Source organism: Enterobacter cloacae complex sp. IR5402, from assembly GCF_049238125.1.
GTDB lineage: Bacteria > Pseudomonadota > Gammaproteobacteria > Enterobacterales > Enterobacteriaceae > Enterobacter > Enterobacter hormaechei_C.
The window spans coordinates 1-15396 of the sequence record NZ_JBMKHO010000029.1 but is presented as its reverse complement, the minus strand read 5'-3'; the positions used below and the strand labels follow the sequence as shown (position 1 = coordinate 15396).

The window sequence follows — 15396 nt, the reverse complement described above, 5'->3', positions numbered from 1 at the left end:
CGCTGAAAATGCCGGCCTTTGAATGGGTTCATGTGCAGCTCCATCAGCAAAAGGGGATGATAAGTTTATCACCACCGACTATTTGCAACAGTGCCATACACTGGCTGCACTGGAAAATACGTTTCGTGATATGAGAAAGCATGGCTGCCAAACAGTCATGGTCACGCAGTCTTTAGCTGATTTTGGCCGCTACAGCTATAAACCGCGCCCTGCATTTCAGGACTGGATCGAACGGCTGAAGACTGGCGAACGTCTGCCGCGAGGCCGTTACTTTGTTGGCAAGAAGCCTGGTGGCCGCCTGGTGCTCATTGATGAATTGGGGGGAACATGGACAGAAAAAGTAACAGTGATTCATACCAACGCTGGATGATAGAGAAGGCTGACAAAAGGGAAAGGACGCAAATCAGTATGTCGTTCGTAAAGATGAAGGACGTACTTTTTAACGTGCTGGCTATCGGTACTGTTTTAGCAGCCCTGGTGGTGATCTTTTATGAAGTGCAAAGCAGCTTATAAATTGATGGCCGTTGACAATGAATGTCATACTACCTGACCGGGCAATGCCGGAAGATTTCTTTCACGGGTGATGGTTTGTGATCCCGGCATTGTTCCGGCGCTCTCTCGTAAATTCTCGCGCCCAATCCCCCTCGCAAAACCTCAGAATTCACGTAACGCACCGCGATTTCGGCAACCATCAACCCTAACGTCCTTATGTTGTTGGGTTTGCCGCAGAACAATTTATTCATTTAAAATAGATTTAAACGAAGCGGGAAACCGCAGACGTAAAAAAACCGACTGGTGAGGTCGGCTTTTTTACGGTTCCGGTGCGAGCTGGTAACTCAGCCCGGAAGGGAAACTCTCTACAACTGACAATAGTATGATAATCCGTGAAGCCTGATTATGCAATATGACGGGCAGTGACTGTGCGTTAACGGTTTGCCTGAACGTTAGATAAACGTATAATCAGAGGGTTAGCTCTGTGGTGAGTCTCTCCCTGCATTCCGCTAAATGCGGCATGAACAGGTTCAAAGTCCTGACAGGTAATACAGGTGGTGCTGGTTATCTGTGCTCTGGCAGGAGTGAGACTCTCTACAACTGACAAGACGAAGAGAAGCCGTGGTGACAGGCAGTGTAAGAGCAAGCCACGGTGTCTTTACTCCATTTATGGAGAAAACGGATGATTAACCTGTTAATCATCGTTCTGAGGGCGGTAGCGGCGCTTGCAAACGCGCTGATTGCCATTCTGGAACTGATCCGCCAGTTCATCGACTAATGAACACGGAAACGTAATTAAGGCCGGAGGAACACCACCTCCGGCCTTTAATAAAAATATAGTTTAGTTACAACATTCACTAGTCTGTACTAACCACCACACACCTGACCTTCTGCGCACAAGTTACCTTTAATCACTCCTAAACAGGCATTTCATGAAACTCCCCTGTTCTTGCATCGGTAACAGGGGTCTGACGCTCAGTGGAACGAAAACTCACGTTAAGCAACGTTTTCTGCCTCTGACGCCTCTTTTAATGGTCTCAGATGTCCTTTGGTCACCAGTTCTGCCAGCGTGAAGGAATAATGGCCGAGCATATTGATATGTCCGTGGCAAAGCGGGGAGAGGCGTGCGATATCTTCATCATTCAGTGTTTCACCCTGCGCCCGGAGATGATCCAGGGCTGCCTGCATATAAATAGTGTTCCATAACACGACGGCGTTAGTGACCAGCCCCAGTGTGCCCAGTTGATCTTCCTGACCGTCGGTATATCGTTTTCTTATCTCACCTTTTTGACCGTGACAGATGGCTCTGGCAACGGCATGGCGACTTTCTCCCCGATTAAGCTGGGTCAGAATGCGCCGGCGGTAATCTTCATCATCAATATAATTAAGCAGATACAGCGTTTTGTTGATGCGCCCCACTTCAATGATTGCCTGAGTCAGTCCGGAAGGACGTTCACTTTTCAGCAATGAACGGACCAGCACTGAAACCTGTACTTTGCCCAGCTTCAGGGAGCCAGCGGTCCGGATCATTTCGTCCCACTGAGGGGTTCTAGGGATTTTCCGTCCAAAAACGACAAAGTGCTCTGGAGGCCCCGCCGTCTGTGGCCTCCAGAGGGGTATTACTTTTTTCGAGATCCCTATTTGGGCTCTGTTTGAGTAAGATTTAGTCTTTTTGGGCTAAATCCATGGCATTCGAAGAACGTGTCCAAATCTTGTCCGAGGCAGAACAAGATGAGTTATATGGACCCCCCGCTTTCACCTCCGCCGACCAACGCTTCTTTTTCTCGCTGAACGATAAGGAACTGGCGATCGCTAAAAGCCTCCGTCATCGGGGCCAGCGTTACATGCTGGTGGTACTGCTGGGCTATTTCAAAGCCAAGCCGGTGGTGCTGAATCCCGGCTTTCATCAGATCAAGCAGGACCTCAAATACGTTTATCAAACCGTTCTACCAGGCCCAGGCTGTAGACCCTTTAATCTCACGCCAAAAGAGAACGAACGGATTTACCAACGTGTTTTCCAGCTCTGCAACTACCAGCGCTGGAATGTCAAAGACCATGGAGCGGCGTTGAGAGATTACTTATCCCAGCAAGCCAGAGCCTGGACAGCGCCTAGGCACCTCTTCGATGCGGCCAATGAATATTGTTCGGGGCAGAAGATCGCAATCCCTGCCTACAGCACGCTGCAAAAGATCATCAGTCAGGTGGTGGGAGACGAACAGGAACACATGGCCGCGCACCTTGAGCGTGCAATGTCACGCGGTCTTAAGCAAGCACTGGCGGAGCTCGTGAACGGCACAGGTCCACTGCCGTTCCGACAGTTGCGACAATCGGCTCGTAACTTCACCGGAACCGAGTTGGAGAAAGAACTGATTGTCTATCGCCATATCCAGCATTGGATGCCGGAAGTGGATCTGCTGTTGAGCACGCTATCACTGTCGCAGAAAAATCTGCAACACCTGGCAGAGAAAGTCGACTACTACGGTGCCAAACTGAAACGTCAAACCGTAGGCAGCCAATGGCTGTATTTATTGTGCTATCTTCAAACGCGATGGCAGCAAGCGCTGGAACGTATTGCCGATGGCTTTGTGCATCATGTCAGACAGACCAAACAGAAGGCAAAGGATTATGCGCAGGAAGCGGTGTTTAAGGATTGGCAAAAAGCAGCTAAAAATGTCAGCAAGGCAGCTGAAGTACTGCACCTGTTCATTGATGACAGCATTGATCTGCAACTACCGTTTGCAACAGTAAGACAGCAAGCACTGAGCCTGCTGACCAAAAGGGATCTGGAATCTGTATGTCTCTTCCTGAACGAGCAGCGACGATCGGTCGATGAAGCCATGTGGCAGTACTGCGACGAGAAAGAAAGTCTGCGGAAAGGTTTGCTGCGAGAGTTGTTCCTATGTCTGCGCTTCGAAGGCTGCGACGGCACCCAGCACTTAGCGGCCGCCTTGGCGAAAACACAAAACGAACTCAACGGCCAGGACGCTCAGTTGCAAACTGCCGACACCAGACTCCTTTCCAAAAAATCACGTGAATTCCTGCTGGATGGTGAAGGGAATATCCTGATCGATCGTTATGAGTGGTTCCTCTATCAACAGATTCCTGATCGCCTGAATGGCCAGCTGACGCTGCCTGATATCACTAAATACCGGGCACTCGACGCCGACCTGATCGACGGGGAACATTGGCGAAAAAACAAATATACGCTGCTTCAACAGAGCCATTTTACAAAATTAGCGGAGGAGCCTGAAAAGCTGATCAAACAGATGGCCATGGAATTGGATACCCGTTTGTACGAAGTCGGCGAATATCTTGAACAGGAAGACAACCGGAATATCATCTTGCGTAATCCGCAGGGTAAACGCTTCTGGCGCCTGCCTTCGGCCAGCAAACATCATCTGGTCAACAATCCCTTCTTCCAGCAAATTCCCACAACGGGGATTGCGGATGTACTGCGCATGGTTGATCGTGACACCGGTTTCATTGACTGCTTCGCTCATGTGCTGGGTTCCCAATCCAGAAGCCGTTCCCATGAATATGACCTGTTGGCAATTCTGGTCGGCAATGCAACCAATCAAGGCATTTACGGCATGGCACAGATCTCTGATCGTACCTATGATCAGCTCAGCACTATCCAGGCGAACTATCTTCGCCTGGAAACATTGAATGCTGCTAACGACAACATCAATAACGCGACAGCCAAGCTACCCATCTTCCGGTACTACAACATCCAGGAAGATGTGATCCACGCCAGTGCCGATGGTCAAAAGTTCGAAGCCCGGCGCGAGACCTTCAAAACCCGTTATTCGTCGAAGTACTTTGGCACTCAAAAAGGTGTTTCTGCCATGACCTTGATCGCCAATCACGCTGCGATCAACGCCAGAGTGATCGGCGCCAACGAACATGAATCGCACTACATCTTTGATTTGTTGATGAGCAATACGTCAGACATCATTCCGGATGTGCTCTCAACCGATACCCATGGGGTGAACCATGTGAACTTCGCGTTACTGGATCTGTTCGGATACCAGTTTGCCCCACGCTATGCCCAGGTTGGCAAAGTGATCAATGACATGTTTGATGTCAAGGAAGACAAAGAACACCGAATTCAGCTGTGCTTAAAAAAGCCAATCAATACCCATCGTATTGCGCAGCACTGGGATACCATCCAACGGATTGCAGTATCACTTAAGCAGCGGAAAACAACGCAAGCCACCTTGGTGAGAAAGCTCTCGGAGTACAAGCGCAATCACCCGCTGCTGGAAGCCCTGACGGAATACAATCGCCTGGTGAAAGCGAATTATCTACTGTGCTACATCGATGATGCCAGTTTAAGAAACTATGTTCAGCGCGCGCTGAACCGGGGAGAGGCCTATCACCAACTGCGTCGGGCCGTGAGCAGCGTCAATGGGGATCAGTTCCGGGGCAGTTCAGACGAAGAAATCCAGCTATGGAATGAGTGCGCTCGCCTGGTCACCAATGCCATCGTTTACTTCAACTCCAGGATACTCAGCCAGCTGTTGACCAGCTTCGAATACCAAGGAGATACCAAGAGAATAGATATCGTCAAACAGGCATCCCCTGTGGCCTGGCACAACATTAACCTCAAGGGGACTTACCACTTCGAATTGAGCGAAAAATTGCCAGATCTGGAGGAGCTTATGCGCTCAATCGAGGGATATTTACCCGTCAGCGAAAAGTAATACCCCTCTGGAGGCCACGGACGGCGCGGCCTCCAGAGCACTTTGTCGTTTTTGGACGGAAAATCCCTAGAACCCCATTATCTAAAAATACTTAATTGTCTTTTAACGTCGCTAAATTTTAAATAAATAAGTGAAGAGTGTTAGTGGAGCCACTGATTTAAAGTTGGCAGAGTAAAACTTGAAGTGCGACATAAACCACCTAATTAATTTAAAGGGTTTATGGAGTATATAAAATTGTCATACCATCATCTTAACTTTGAAGATCGTACTGCATTAATGCTTGAGTCAAGAAAAGAAGGCTTTTCAGCCAGAAAATTTGCTGAACTCATTAAAAGACATCCTAGTACGATCTATCGTGAGCTTAAAAGAAATAGCATCAATGACGTTTATCAAGCTCGATATGCTTCTGATAACACCTTCGCTAGACGTAGACGTGGTCACAGAAAACTCAAAATCGATTCAATCCTCTGGAAATTTATTGTTGAAGCGATCCGTTGTTTATGGTCTCCTCAGCAAATAGCAAAGCGTTTAAAGACATTTCCTGATTTGGATCAAACAATGAATGTAAGCCATACAACGATTTATTCAACGATACGAGCATTACCAAAGGGTGAGTTGAAAAAAGACTTATTATCCTGTCTACGTCATGAAAATAAAAAGCGAAAAGCTAACGGTGAACCTAAAAAAGATTCTATATTACAGGATATTAAAACTATTCATGAGCGCCCAGCCGAAGTTCAAGAAAGAAAAATACCGGGTCATTGGGAAGCTGATTTAATTAAAGGTAAAGACAATAAAAGTTCGATAGCAACACTTATTGAACGAAATACACGGCTCTGTATCTTGGCAACATTACCTGATGCAAAGGCAGAATCAGTGCGCAAGGCTTTAACTGAAGCTCTGAAATATTTACCTGCAGAACTGCGTAAAACGTTGACCTATGACCGTGGACGTGAGATGTCAGAACATAAAATACTCGAAGAAGATTTAGGCATAGATGTATATTTCTGTGACCCACATTCACCCTGGCAAAAAGGCACATGCGAAAATATGAATGGTTTAATTAGGCAATATTTACCTAAAGGGATTGATTTAAATCAGGCAGATCAGCATTATTTAAATCAAGTTGCCATGTCACTGAATACTCGTCCTAGGGAAGGTGCGAATAAGCGGGGAAATTCTTCTCGGCTGACTCAGTCATTTCATTTCTTCATGTTTGAGCCGATTTTTTCTCCCGTAAATGCCTTGAATCAGCCTATTTAGACCGTTTCTTCGCCATTTAAGGCGTTATCCCCAGTTTTTAGTGGGATCTCTCCCACTGACGTATCATTTGGTCCGCCCGAAACAGGTTGGCCAGCGTGAATAACATCGCCAGTTGGTTATCGTTTTTCAGCAACCCCTTGTATCTGGCTTTCACGAAGCCGAACTGTCGCTTGATGATGCGAAATGGGTGCTCCACCTTGGCCCGGATGCTGGCTTTCATGTATTCGATGTTGATGGCCGTTTTGTTCTTGCGTGGATGCTGTTTCAAGGTTCTTACCTTGCCGGGGCGCTCGGCGATCAGCCAGTCCACATCCACCTCGGCCAGCTCCTCGCGCTGTGGCGCTCCTTGGTAGCCGGCATCGGCTGAGACAAATTGCTCCTCTCCATGAAGCAGATTACCCAGCTGATTGAGGTCATGCTCGTTGGCCGCGGTGGTGACTAGGCTGTGGGTCAGGCCACTCTTGGCATCGACACCAATGTGGGCCTTCATGCCAAAGTGCCACTGATTGCCTTTCTTGGTCTGATGCATCTCCGGATCGCGTTGCTGCTCTTTGTTCTTGGTAGAGCTGGGTGCCTCAATGATGGTGGCATCCACCAAAGTGCCTTGGGTCATCATGACGCCTGCTTCGGCCAGCCAGCGATTGATGGTCTTGAACAATTGACGGGCCAGTTGATGCTGCTCGAGCAGGTGGCGGAAATTCATGATGGTGGTGCGGTCCGGCAAGGCGCTATCCAGGGATAACCGGGCAAACAGACGCATGGAGGCGATTTCGTACAGAGCATCTTCCATCGCGCCATCGCTCAGGTTGTACCAATGCTGCATGCAGTGAATGCGTAGCATGGTTTCCAGCGGATAAGGTCGCCGGCCATTACCAGCCTTGGGGTAAAACGGCTCGATGACTTCCACCATGTTTTGCCATGGCAGAATCTGCTCCATGCGGGACAAGAAAATCTCTTTTCTGGTCTGACGGCGCTTAGTGCTGAATTCACTATCGGCGAAGGTGAGTTGATGGCTCATGATGTCCCTCTGGGATGCGCTCCGGATGAATATGATGATCTCATATCAGGAACTTGTTCGCACCTTCCCTAGAAAGGCGTTAGATTGGCTTACACCATTAGAGAAATTTGCTCAGCTTGTTGATTATCATATGGCTTTTGAAACTGTCGCACCTCATGTTTGAATTCGCCCCATATTTTTGCTACAGTGAACCAAATTAAGATCATCTATTTACTAGGCCTCGCATTTGCGGGGTTTTTAATGCTGAATAAAAGGAAAACTTGATGGAATTGCCCAATATTATGCACCCGGTCGCGAAGCTGAGCACCGCATTAGCCGCTGCATTGATGCTGAGCGGGTGCATGCCCGGTGAAATCCGCCCGACGATTGGCCAGCAAATGGAAACTGGCGACCAACGGTTTGGCGATCTGGTTTTCCGCCAGCTCGCACCGAATGTCTGGCAGCACACTTCCTATCTCGACATGCCGGGTTTCGGGGCAGTCGCTTCCAACGGTTTGATCGTCAGGGATGGCGGCCGCGTGCTGGTGGTCGATACCGCCTGGACCGATGACCAGACCGCCCAGATCCTCAACTGGATCAAGCAGGAGATCAACCTGCCGGTCGCGCTGGCGGTGGTGACTCACGCGCATCAGGACAAGATGGGCGGTATGGACGCGCTGCATGCGGCGGGGATTGCGACTTATGCCAATGCGTTGTCGAACCAGCTTGCCCCGCAAGAGGGGATGGTTGCGGCGCAACACAGCCTGACTTTCGCCGCCAATGGCTGGGTCGAACCAGCAACCGCGCCCAACTTTGGCCCGCTCAAGGTATTTTACCCCGGCCCCGGCCACACCAGTGACAATATCACCGTTGGGATCGACGGCACCGACATCGCTTTTGGTGGCTGCCTGATCAAGGACAGCAAGGCCAAGTCGCTCGGCAATCTCGGTGATGCCGACACTGAGCACTACGCCGCGTCAGCGCGCGCGTTTGGTGCGGCGTTCCCCAAGGCCAGCATGATCGTGATGAGCCATTCCGCCCCCGATAGCCGCGCCGCAATCACTCATACGGCCCGCATGGCCGACAAGCTGCGCTGAGCCATGGCTGACCACGTCACCCCCAATCTGCCATCGCGCGATTTCGATGTGACAGAGGCGTTTTATGCGAAGCTGGGCTTTGCGACGAGTTGGAAGGATCGCGGCTGGATGATCCTGCAGCGCGGCGGTTTGCAGCTCGAATTCTTCCCCTATCCTGACCTCGACCCAGCTACGAGCTCGTTCGGCTGTTGCCTGCGGTTGGATGATCTCGATGCCATGGTGGCATTGGTGAACGCGGCGGGAGCCGAGGAAAAAAGCACCGGCTGGCCGCGCTTCAAAGCTCCGCAACTGGAGGCGAGCGGCCTGAGGATCGGCTACCTGATCGATCCCGACTGCACGCTGGTGCGGCTGATCCAGAACCCCGACTGACCGCATGCCCGCGAAAATCAAGATTTGCGGGATCAGCACACCCGAGGCGCTCGATGCGACCATCGCGGCGCGGGCGGACTATGCCGGGTTGGTGTTCTATCCAGCGTCGCCCCGTGCGGTTACGTCGAATGTCGCGGGCGCTTTGACATCGCGCGCAGCTGGCCAGATCGCCATGGTCGGTTTGTTCGTCGATGCGGATGATGCTGTCATCGCCGACGCACTGGTGGCAGCCAAGCTGAACGCGCTGCAGCTGCACGGTTCGGAATCGCCCGAACGCGTGGCCCAGTTGCGCGCGCGGTTTGGCAAGCCGGTGTGGAAGGCGCTGCCCGTCGCCAGCGCCAGCGATGTCGCACGCGCCGCAGCCTATGCCGGGGCGGCGGACTTGATCTTGTTCGACGCCAAGACCCCCAAAGGCGCGCTGCCCGGCGGCATGGGGTTGGCGTTCGACTGGTCGCTGCTGGCCGGATATCGCGGTGCCTTGCCGTGGGGGCTGGCAGGCGGGCTAAATCCGACGAATGTTGCCGAGGCGATTGCGCGCACCGGAGCGCCGCTGGTCGATACCTCCAGCGGCGTCGAAAGCGCGCCGGGCGTCAAGGATACCGACAAGATTACCAATTTCGCCTTTGCGGTGCGCTTGGCCTAAATCGCGTCGATCAATAGGCGTCGTTCAGCGCAAAGATCGGCTTGCGGGTGCGCCACTGCCCTCGGGTGAAGTCGGGAAAATCTAACGTGCGATTGCCCTCAGCAATCGATTGTTCCGACAGAGGCGTGATCGCGCTCCAGGCCAGCGCGTCGTAAATGTCGATTGGCATCGGGGCCTTGGCCTTCAGCGCCTCGACAAAAGCGTGGATCACGAACCAGTCCATCCCGCCATGCCCGGCCCCTGCCGCCAGATCGGCGTAGCGTTTCCATAGCGGGTGATCGTATTTCGCAAACCAGCCCTCGGCAGGCTCCCAGCGGTGCGGCTGTGGGCTCTTGCCCTCCAGATAGATCGACTTGTTGACGTCCATCCACAGCCCCTCGGTGCCTTGCACCCGAAAGCCGAGAGAATAGGGGCGCGGCAGCGAGGTGTCGTGGCACAGCATGATCGTTTCACCATTAGTGCAGCCGATCATGGTGTTGACCACATCACCCAGTGCGAATTTCACCTCGGCGTTGGGATGATCGGCAGAGCCGTTCTTGACGACATAATCATGCAGCCCGCGCGCCTTACAGCCGAAGCCGCCAGCGCCCGCTTCGCCCGGCAACGCGACCTTCAGGGTGCGGGTCTGCGGCGGGTAGCACACGCCGGCATCGGCGCAGCCCTGGTACTTCACGGTCAGGGTGGTCGCGCTCGCGCCGGCCGCGGGCGTGCCGGTGAGGGTGCCGAGCAATTCCTTGCGGTAGGTTTCGACGTCGCCGAAGAATTCGTCGCGGTAGGCCTTGCCCTTCGGCAGCGCCATGGTCGCGCCGGTGAAGGCGGCATCGGCCTTGACCGAGGTGCGGTGCCGGTACAGGTAATAGCCGTCGGCGATCCGCCAGCGCACCTCGATGCGGTCCGGCGCGGTGGCCTGCGCGGACAGGACGAAGACCTCGTCGACCGGCGGCAGTTCGAAGTCCTGGGCGACGGCCGAGGTCGCGGGCAGCGCAAGCAGCAGGGCGAGCCCGGCCAGCCAGCGGCGCAGGCGGATCGTGGATGCGGTCATTGGCTCAGTTTACCGGTCGGCTCTCGGCGGCCAGCCATTGCAGGTATTCGGGCAGGCCGGACGCGGCTTCGACCGCGAGCAGCTCCGGGAGTTCGTAGGGATGCAGTTGGCGCAGGCGTTCCTGCAGGGCGGGGTAGGCCTCGGCACTGGTCTTGACCAGCAGCAGGACCTCGGCCGCGGCCTCGACCTTGCGTTGCCAGCGATAGACCGAACGCAGGCCGGGCAGGAGGTTGACGCAGGCGGCCAGGCGCTCGGCCACCAGCGCGGTGGCGATGCGCTCGGCGCTGTCGGCGTCGGGACAGGTGCAGAAGCAGATCAGGGCGCTCACCGGCATAGGGTAGCGGCTGCCCCGATCCGGCGGGCCTGGCGGACATCCGCGTGCGGCCCTTGAAAGTCGGCGGGCCCGCCCCATCTCGGTGGCATGCCGGGTTCGCCCGGTTCTGTTGTCCGCGGTTTGGCACTCGCTTCGCGCGACTGCTAAAATCGCCGGGTTTTTCCACGTCAATCAACCATTTACCGAGGTTGCCATGTCCAATATCAAGCCGCTGCACGACCGCGTGGTCATCAAGCGCATGGAAGAAGAGAAGCTGTCCGCCGGCGGGATCGTGATCCCGGATTCGGCCACCGAGAAGCCGATCAAGGGCGAAGTCGTCGCCGTCGGCACCGGCAAGGTGCTGGACAACGGCCAGGTCCGCGCGCCGCAGGTCAAGGTCGGCGACAAGGTGCTGTTCGGCAAGTACAGCGGCACCGAAGTGAAGCTGGACGGCGTCGAGCTGCTGGTGGTGAAGGAAGACGACCTGTTCGCGATCCTCGGCTGATCGCGCGTCGCTCCCACACATTTCTCATCCGAATAATTTTTCGAGGTAATTCGCAATGGCTGCCAAGGACATTCGTTTCGGCGAAGACGCGCGCTCCAAGATGGTGCGCGGCGTCAACGTGCTCGCCAACGCCGTGAAGGCGACCCTCGGCCCGAAGGGCCGCAACGTCGTGCTGCAGAAGAGCTACGGCGCGCCGACCATCACCAAGGACGGCGTCTCCGTCGCCAAGGAAATCGAACTGGCTGACGCGTTCGAGAACATGGGCGCGCAGATGGTGAAGGAAGTCGCTTCCAAGACCTCCGACAACGCCGGCGACGGCACCACCACCGCCACCGTGCTGGCGCAGGCGTTCATCCGCGAGGGCATGAAGGCGGTCGCCGCCGGCATGAACCCGATGGACCTGAAGCGCGGCATCGACCAGGCGGTGAAGGCCGCGGTCGGCGAACTGAAGTCGCTGTCCAAGCCGTCGTCGACCAGCAAGGAAATCGCCCAGGTCGGCGCGATCTCCGCGAACTCGGATGCCAACATCGGCGACCTGATCGCGCAGGCGATGGACAAGGTCGGCAAGGAAGGCGTGATCACGGTCGAGGAAGGCAGCGGCCTGGACAACGAACTCGACGTGGTCGAGGGCATGCAGTTCGACCGCGGCTACCTGAGCCCGTACTTCGTCAACAACCAGCAGTCGATGTCGGCCGACCTGGATGATCCCTTCATCCTGCTGTACGACAAGAAGATCTCCAACGTGCGCGACCTGCTGCCCGTCCTCGAGGGCGTGGCCAAGGCCGGCAAGCCGCTGCTGATCGTGGCGGAGGAAGTCGAAGGCGAAGCGCTGGCGACCCTGGTGGTCAACACCATCCGCGGCATCGTCAAGGTCTGCGCGGTGAAGGCCCCGGGCTTCGGCGACCGTCGCAAGGCGATGCTGGAAGACATGGCGATCCTGACCGGCGGCGTGGTGATTTCCGAGGAAGTCGGCCTGTCGCTGGAGAAGGCCACCATCAAGGACCTCGGCCGCGCCAAGAAGATCCAGGTGTCGAAGGAAAACACCACCATCATCGATGGCGCCGGCGAAGGCGCGGGCATCGAGGCGCGCATCAAGCAGATCAAGGCGCAGATCGAGGAGACCTCCTCCGACTACGACCGCGAGAAGCTGCAGGAGCGCGTGGCCAAGCTGGCCGGCGGCGTTGCGGTGATCAAGGTCGGTGCCGCCACCGAAGTCGAGATGAAGGAAAAGAAGGCGCGCGTCGAAGACGCCCTGCACGCGACCCGTGCGGCCGTCGAGGAAGGCATCGTCCCGGGCGGCGGCGTCGCCCTGATCCGTGCCAAGGCGGCGATCGCCGGCATCAAGGGCGTGAACGAAGACCAGAACCACGGCATCCAGATCGCCCTGCGCGCGATGGAAGCCCCGCTGCGCGAGATCGTGACCAATGCCGGCGATGAGCCGTCGGTCATCCTCAACCGCGTGGTCGAAGGTTCGGGTGCGTTCGGCTACAACGCCGCCAACGGCGAGTTCGGCGACATGATCGAGTTCGGCATCCTGGACCCGACCAAGGTCACCCGCACCGCGCTGCAGAACGCCGCGTCGATCGCGGGCCTGATGATCACCACCGAAGCGATGGTGGCCGAGGCCCCGAAGAAGGACGAGCCGGCGATGCCGGCCGGCGGCGGCATGGGCGGCATGGGCGGCATGGATTTCTAAGCCCCGCGATCCATCAAGCAAGACCACAAAGCCCGGCCTCGTGCCGGGCTTTGTGCGTTCTGGCGTCCGAGGCGGGAGACTTCCTACCCGCCCCGCGGCAATGTCTGACGCGAAGATCAGAAAACGCCGATATGAACGCGTGCTCGCGGGCGCAACCCTGAGCAGCCGTCCCTGCAACGGAGCGCTGCGTGCCGCGCCTGACCGCACCCCGGCGGCAGGCCGAGGTGTGCGCGCCACTGCCGGCCGCCCACGCCGCTGCGCGTTACGCGCGCCACCTGCCCGAGCGCACGCTGCTGTACGCGCTAGTGCAGGCGCACTACCCGGACTTCATCGCGCGTCTTGAGGCCGAAGACCGCCCGCTGCCCGAGTATGTGCGCGAGGAGTTCGAGACCTACCTGCGCTGCGGCGTGCTCGAGCACGGCTTCCTGCGCGTGGTCTGCGAGCACTGTCGTGCCGAGAGGCTGGTGGCGTATTCCTGCAAGAAGCGCGGGCTGTGCCCGAGCTGCGGCGCACGGCGCATGGCCGAGTCGGCGCGGCATCTGGTGGACGAGGTGTTCGGCCCGCGGCCGGTGCGGCAATGGGTGCTGAGTTTCCCGTACCCGTTGCGCTTCCTGTTCGCCAGCAAGCCTGAGGCGATCGGCCCGGTGCTGGGCATCGTGCATCGTGTGATCGCCGGTTGGCTTGCCGATCAGGCCGGCGTGCCGCGGGATACGGCGCAATGCGGCGTGGTGACCCTGATCCAGCGCTTCGGCAGCGCGCTGAATCTCAACATCCACTTCCACATGCTGTGGCTCGACGGCGTGTACGAGGACACCACCGAGCGTCCGCAGCGCAAGCCGCGCCTGCACCGCACCCGTGCGCCCACATCGGCGCAACTGACGGAACTGGCCAACACCATCGCGCATCGCGTGTGCCGGCACCTGTCGCGCCGCGGCTGGCTCGAAGGCGAAGACGAATCCGTGTTCCTGTCCGACAGCGCGGGTAGCGACGACGGCATGGATGGGCTGCGGATGAGTTCGATGACCTACCGCATCGCCACCGGTCGCGACGCTGGCCGCAAGGTCGTCACGCTGCAAACGCTGCCTGGCGACGCCGGTCCGCTGGAGGGCGACGCCGGCAAGGTCGGCGGCTTCTCGCTGCATGCCGGCGTGGCCGCGGAAGCACACGAAAGCCACAAGCTCGAAAAGCTGTGCCGCTACATCACGCGCCCGGCGATCAGCGAGCAGCGGCTATCGATCTCGCCACAGGGCAGGGTGCGTTACCAGCTCAAGACGCCGTGGCGCAATGGCACCACGCATGTCGAATGGGATGCGGTGGACTTCATCGCCAAGCTGGCGGCACTGGTCCCGCCGCCACGCGCGCATCTCACCCGCTTCCACGGCGTATTCGCCCCGAATGCAAACCTGCGCGCGCAGCTGACGCCCTCGGGGCGCGGCAGGCGGCCTGCGGGCGATGCGGCGCCAGTGGACGTCAGCGCCCACGACGAGCCGCGCAGCCCCGAGCAGAAGCGCCGTGCGATGAGCTGGGCGCAACGGCTCAAGCGGGTCTTTTCCATCGACATCACCACCTGCGCCCACTGCGGCGGCGCGGTGCGGATCGTCGCCAGCATCGAAGACCCCAAGGCCATTCGCGCCATCCTCGCCCACTTCGAGAAACACGGCGCGCTGGAGCAAGCGCACTACCGGCCCGCAGCGCGCGCCCCGCCGCCCGCCGCGTGATGAGGCGCCGGCCACACAGCCGGCAGCCAAGCCAGAGTCCGATCCGATGCGGCCACGACCCCGCAGGGCTGCGCTCGGCCCTGTGCCGGGATTCGGTGAGAAATGGCTACGCACTGAGCCGCTGCGTGGCCCCGCGATGTCGAAAACCCACGCATGAACCCCCGATCTGTGCCCGATCTGTGCCCAAAGCGGCGCTTGCGCGGCCGCTTCCTACCCGCCAGACTCGCCAAAAAGGGCGGTTGAACTTCCTATACCCATATCCCACTTTAGGTTTGGCAGCACCTTTTCAATCAGGTGGTTGTTTACACCAATCCAGCTATTGGCCAATTGAATATTGGTTTCGTCTACTTTTTTTGATTTTTTAAACAGCTTGGTAAAACCGAGTGCCAAAACAGGGGGACCATGTAAAAACGTGCTTCCTGTAATGACTGAACCAACTGTGAGTCCTTTACTGACTTTTTGCGGCACTGTTGCAAAGTTAGCGATGAGGCAGCCTTTTGTCTTATTCAAAGGCCTTACATTTCAAAAACTCTGCTTACCAGGCGCATTTCGCCCAGG

The 15396-nt window shown here is 56.5% G+C and carries 14 protein-coding genes and 2 pseudogenes; 11 read left to right on the top strand and 5 right to left on the bottom strand.

What is annotated here, in order from left to right:
* Positions 1-22: 22 nt before the first annotated feature.
* Both ACOTXL_RS23560 and dqlB read left to right on the top strand, forming a co-directional pair.
* Positions 23-370 (top strand): hypothetical protein, encoded by a 348-nt coding sequence (locus ACOTXL_RS23560; RefSeq protein WP_234393266.1) that lies wholly within the window; start codon positions 23-25, stop codon positions 368-370.
* Positions 371-1174: 804 nt separating this feature from the next.
* On the top strand, positions 1175-1270 hold the full coding sequence (dqlB, locus tag ACOTXL_RS23555) for a DinQ-like type I toxin DqlB (protein WP_000609145.1): 96 nt from the start codon (positions 1175-1177) through the stop codon (positions 1268-1270).
* Between the two features lie 251 nt (positions 1271-1521).
* Here the strand turns inward: dqlB and ACOTXL_RS23550 are convergent.
* Positions 1522-2034 (bottom strand): annotated as a pseudogene (locus tag ACOTXL_RS23550) (Tn3 family transposase); the annotation flags it as partial.
* 143 nt (positions 2035-2177) lie between these two features.
* Here ACOTXL_RS23550 and ACOTXL_RS23545 point away from each other — a divergent pair.
* Positions 2178-5195, top strand: a complete 3018-nt coding sequence (locus ACOTXL_RS23545; RefSeq protein WP_004199413.1) for a Tn3-like element IS3000 family transposase — start codon at positions 2178-2180, stop codon at positions 5193-5195.
* Between the two features lie 219 nt (positions 5196-5414).
* Positions 5415-6458, top strand: coding sequence for an IS30 family transposase (locus tag ACOTXL_RS23540; protein ID WP_404854899.1), 1044 nt, complete (start codon positions 5415-5417; stop codon positions 6456-6458).
* Between the two features lie 37 nt (positions 6459-6495).
* Here the strand turns inward: ACOTXL_RS23540 and ACOTXL_RS23535 are convergent, their stop codons facing one another.
* Positions 6496-7476: an IS5-like element IS5 family transposase gene (locus ACOTXL_RS23535; protein WP_032441801.1), complete on the bottom strand. Its 981-nt coding sequence runs from the start codon at positions 7474-7476 to the stop codon at positions 6496-6498.
* Positions 7477-7531: 55 nt separating this feature from the next.
* On the opposite strand from ACOTXL_RS23535, the pseudogene ACOTXL_RS23530 reads away from it, so the two are divergent.
* From ACOTXL_RS23530 to ACOTXL_RS23515, 4 genes and pseudogenes are all read left to right on the top strand, one after another.
* Positions 7532-7639 (top strand): annotated as a pseudogene (locus ACOTXL_RS23530) (IS30 family transposase); the annotation flags it as partial.
* A gap of 100 nt (positions 7640-7739) precedes the next feature.
* Positions 7740-8552: a subclass B1 metallo-beta-lactamase NDM-1 gene (locus ACOTXL_RS23525; RefSeq protein WP_004201164.1), complete on the top strand. Its 813-nt coding sequence runs from the start codon at positions 7740-7742 to the stop codon at positions 8550-8552.
* Between the two features lie 3 nt (positions 8553-8555).
* Positions 8556-8921: a bleomycin binding protein Ble-MBL gene (gene ble, locus ACOTXL_RS23520; RefSeq protein WP_004201167.1), complete on the top strand. Its 366-nt coding sequence runs from the start codon at positions 8556-8558 to the stop codon at positions 8919-8921.
* Positions 8922-8925: 4 nt separating this feature from the next.
* Positions 8926-9564 carry a phosphoribosylanthranilate isomerase gene (locus ACOTXL_RS23515; protein ID WP_004201168.1) on the top strand — a complete coding sequence of 213 codons (639 nt, stop codon included), beginning with the start codon at positions 8926-8928 and terminating at the stop codon, positions 9562-9564.
* Positions 9565-9574: 10 nt separating this feature from the next.
* Here the strand turns inward: ACOTXL_RS23515 and ACOTXL_RS23510 are convergent, their stop codons facing one another.
* Together ACOTXL_RS23510 and cutA are read right to left on the bottom strand one after the other, a co-directional pair.
* Positions 9575-10606, bottom strand: a complete 1032-nt coding sequence (locus ACOTXL_RS23510; RefSeq protein ID WP_004201169.1) for a protein-disulfide reductase DsbD domain-containing protein — start codon at positions 10604-10606, stop codon at positions 9575-9577.
* 4 nt (positions 10607-10610) lie between these two features.
* Positions 10611-10940: a divalent-cation tolerance protein CutA gene (gene cutA, locus ACOTXL_RS23505; protein ID WP_004201171.1), complete on the bottom strand. Its 330-nt coding sequence runs from the start codon at positions 10938-10940 to the stop codon at positions 10611-10613.
* 193 nt (positions 10941-11133) lie between these two features.
* Between cutA and groES the strand changes: the two genes are divergently transcribed.
* The 3 genes from groES to ACOTXL_RS23490 all read left to right on the top strand — a co-directional run bounded on the left by groES (position 11134) and on the right by ACOTXL_RS23490 (position 14838).
* Complete coding sequence (gene groES, locus ACOTXL_RS23500) at positions 11134-11424, top strand: co-chaperone GroES (RefSeq protein ID WP_004201172.1); 291 nt, start codon at positions 11134-11136, stop codon at positions 11422-11424.
* A 55-nt stretch (positions 11425-11479) separates the two neighbouring features.
* Positions 11480-13120: a chaperonin GroEL gene (gene groL / locus ACOTXL_RS23495; RefSeq protein WP_004201176.1), complete on the top strand. Its 1641-nt coding sequence runs from the start codon at positions 11480-11482 to the stop codon at positions 13118-13120.
* A 236-nt stretch (positions 13121-13356) separates the two neighbouring features.
* Positions 13357-14838, top strand: a complete 1482-nt coding sequence (locus ACOTXL_RS23490) for an IS91 family transposase (protein WP_032723056.1) — start codon at positions 13357-13359, stop codon at positions 14836-14838.
* A 210-nt stretch (positions 14839-15048) separates the two neighbouring features.
* Here the strand turns inward: ACOTXL_RS23490 and ACOTXL_RS23485 are convergent, their stop codons facing one another.
* Positions 15049-15348: a hypothetical protein gene (locus ACOTXL_RS23485; RefSeq protein ID WP_032072054.1), complete on the bottom strand. Its 300-nt coding sequence runs from the start codon at positions 15346-15348 to the stop codon at positions 15049-15051.
* Positions 15349-15396 lie beyond the last annotated feature (48 nt).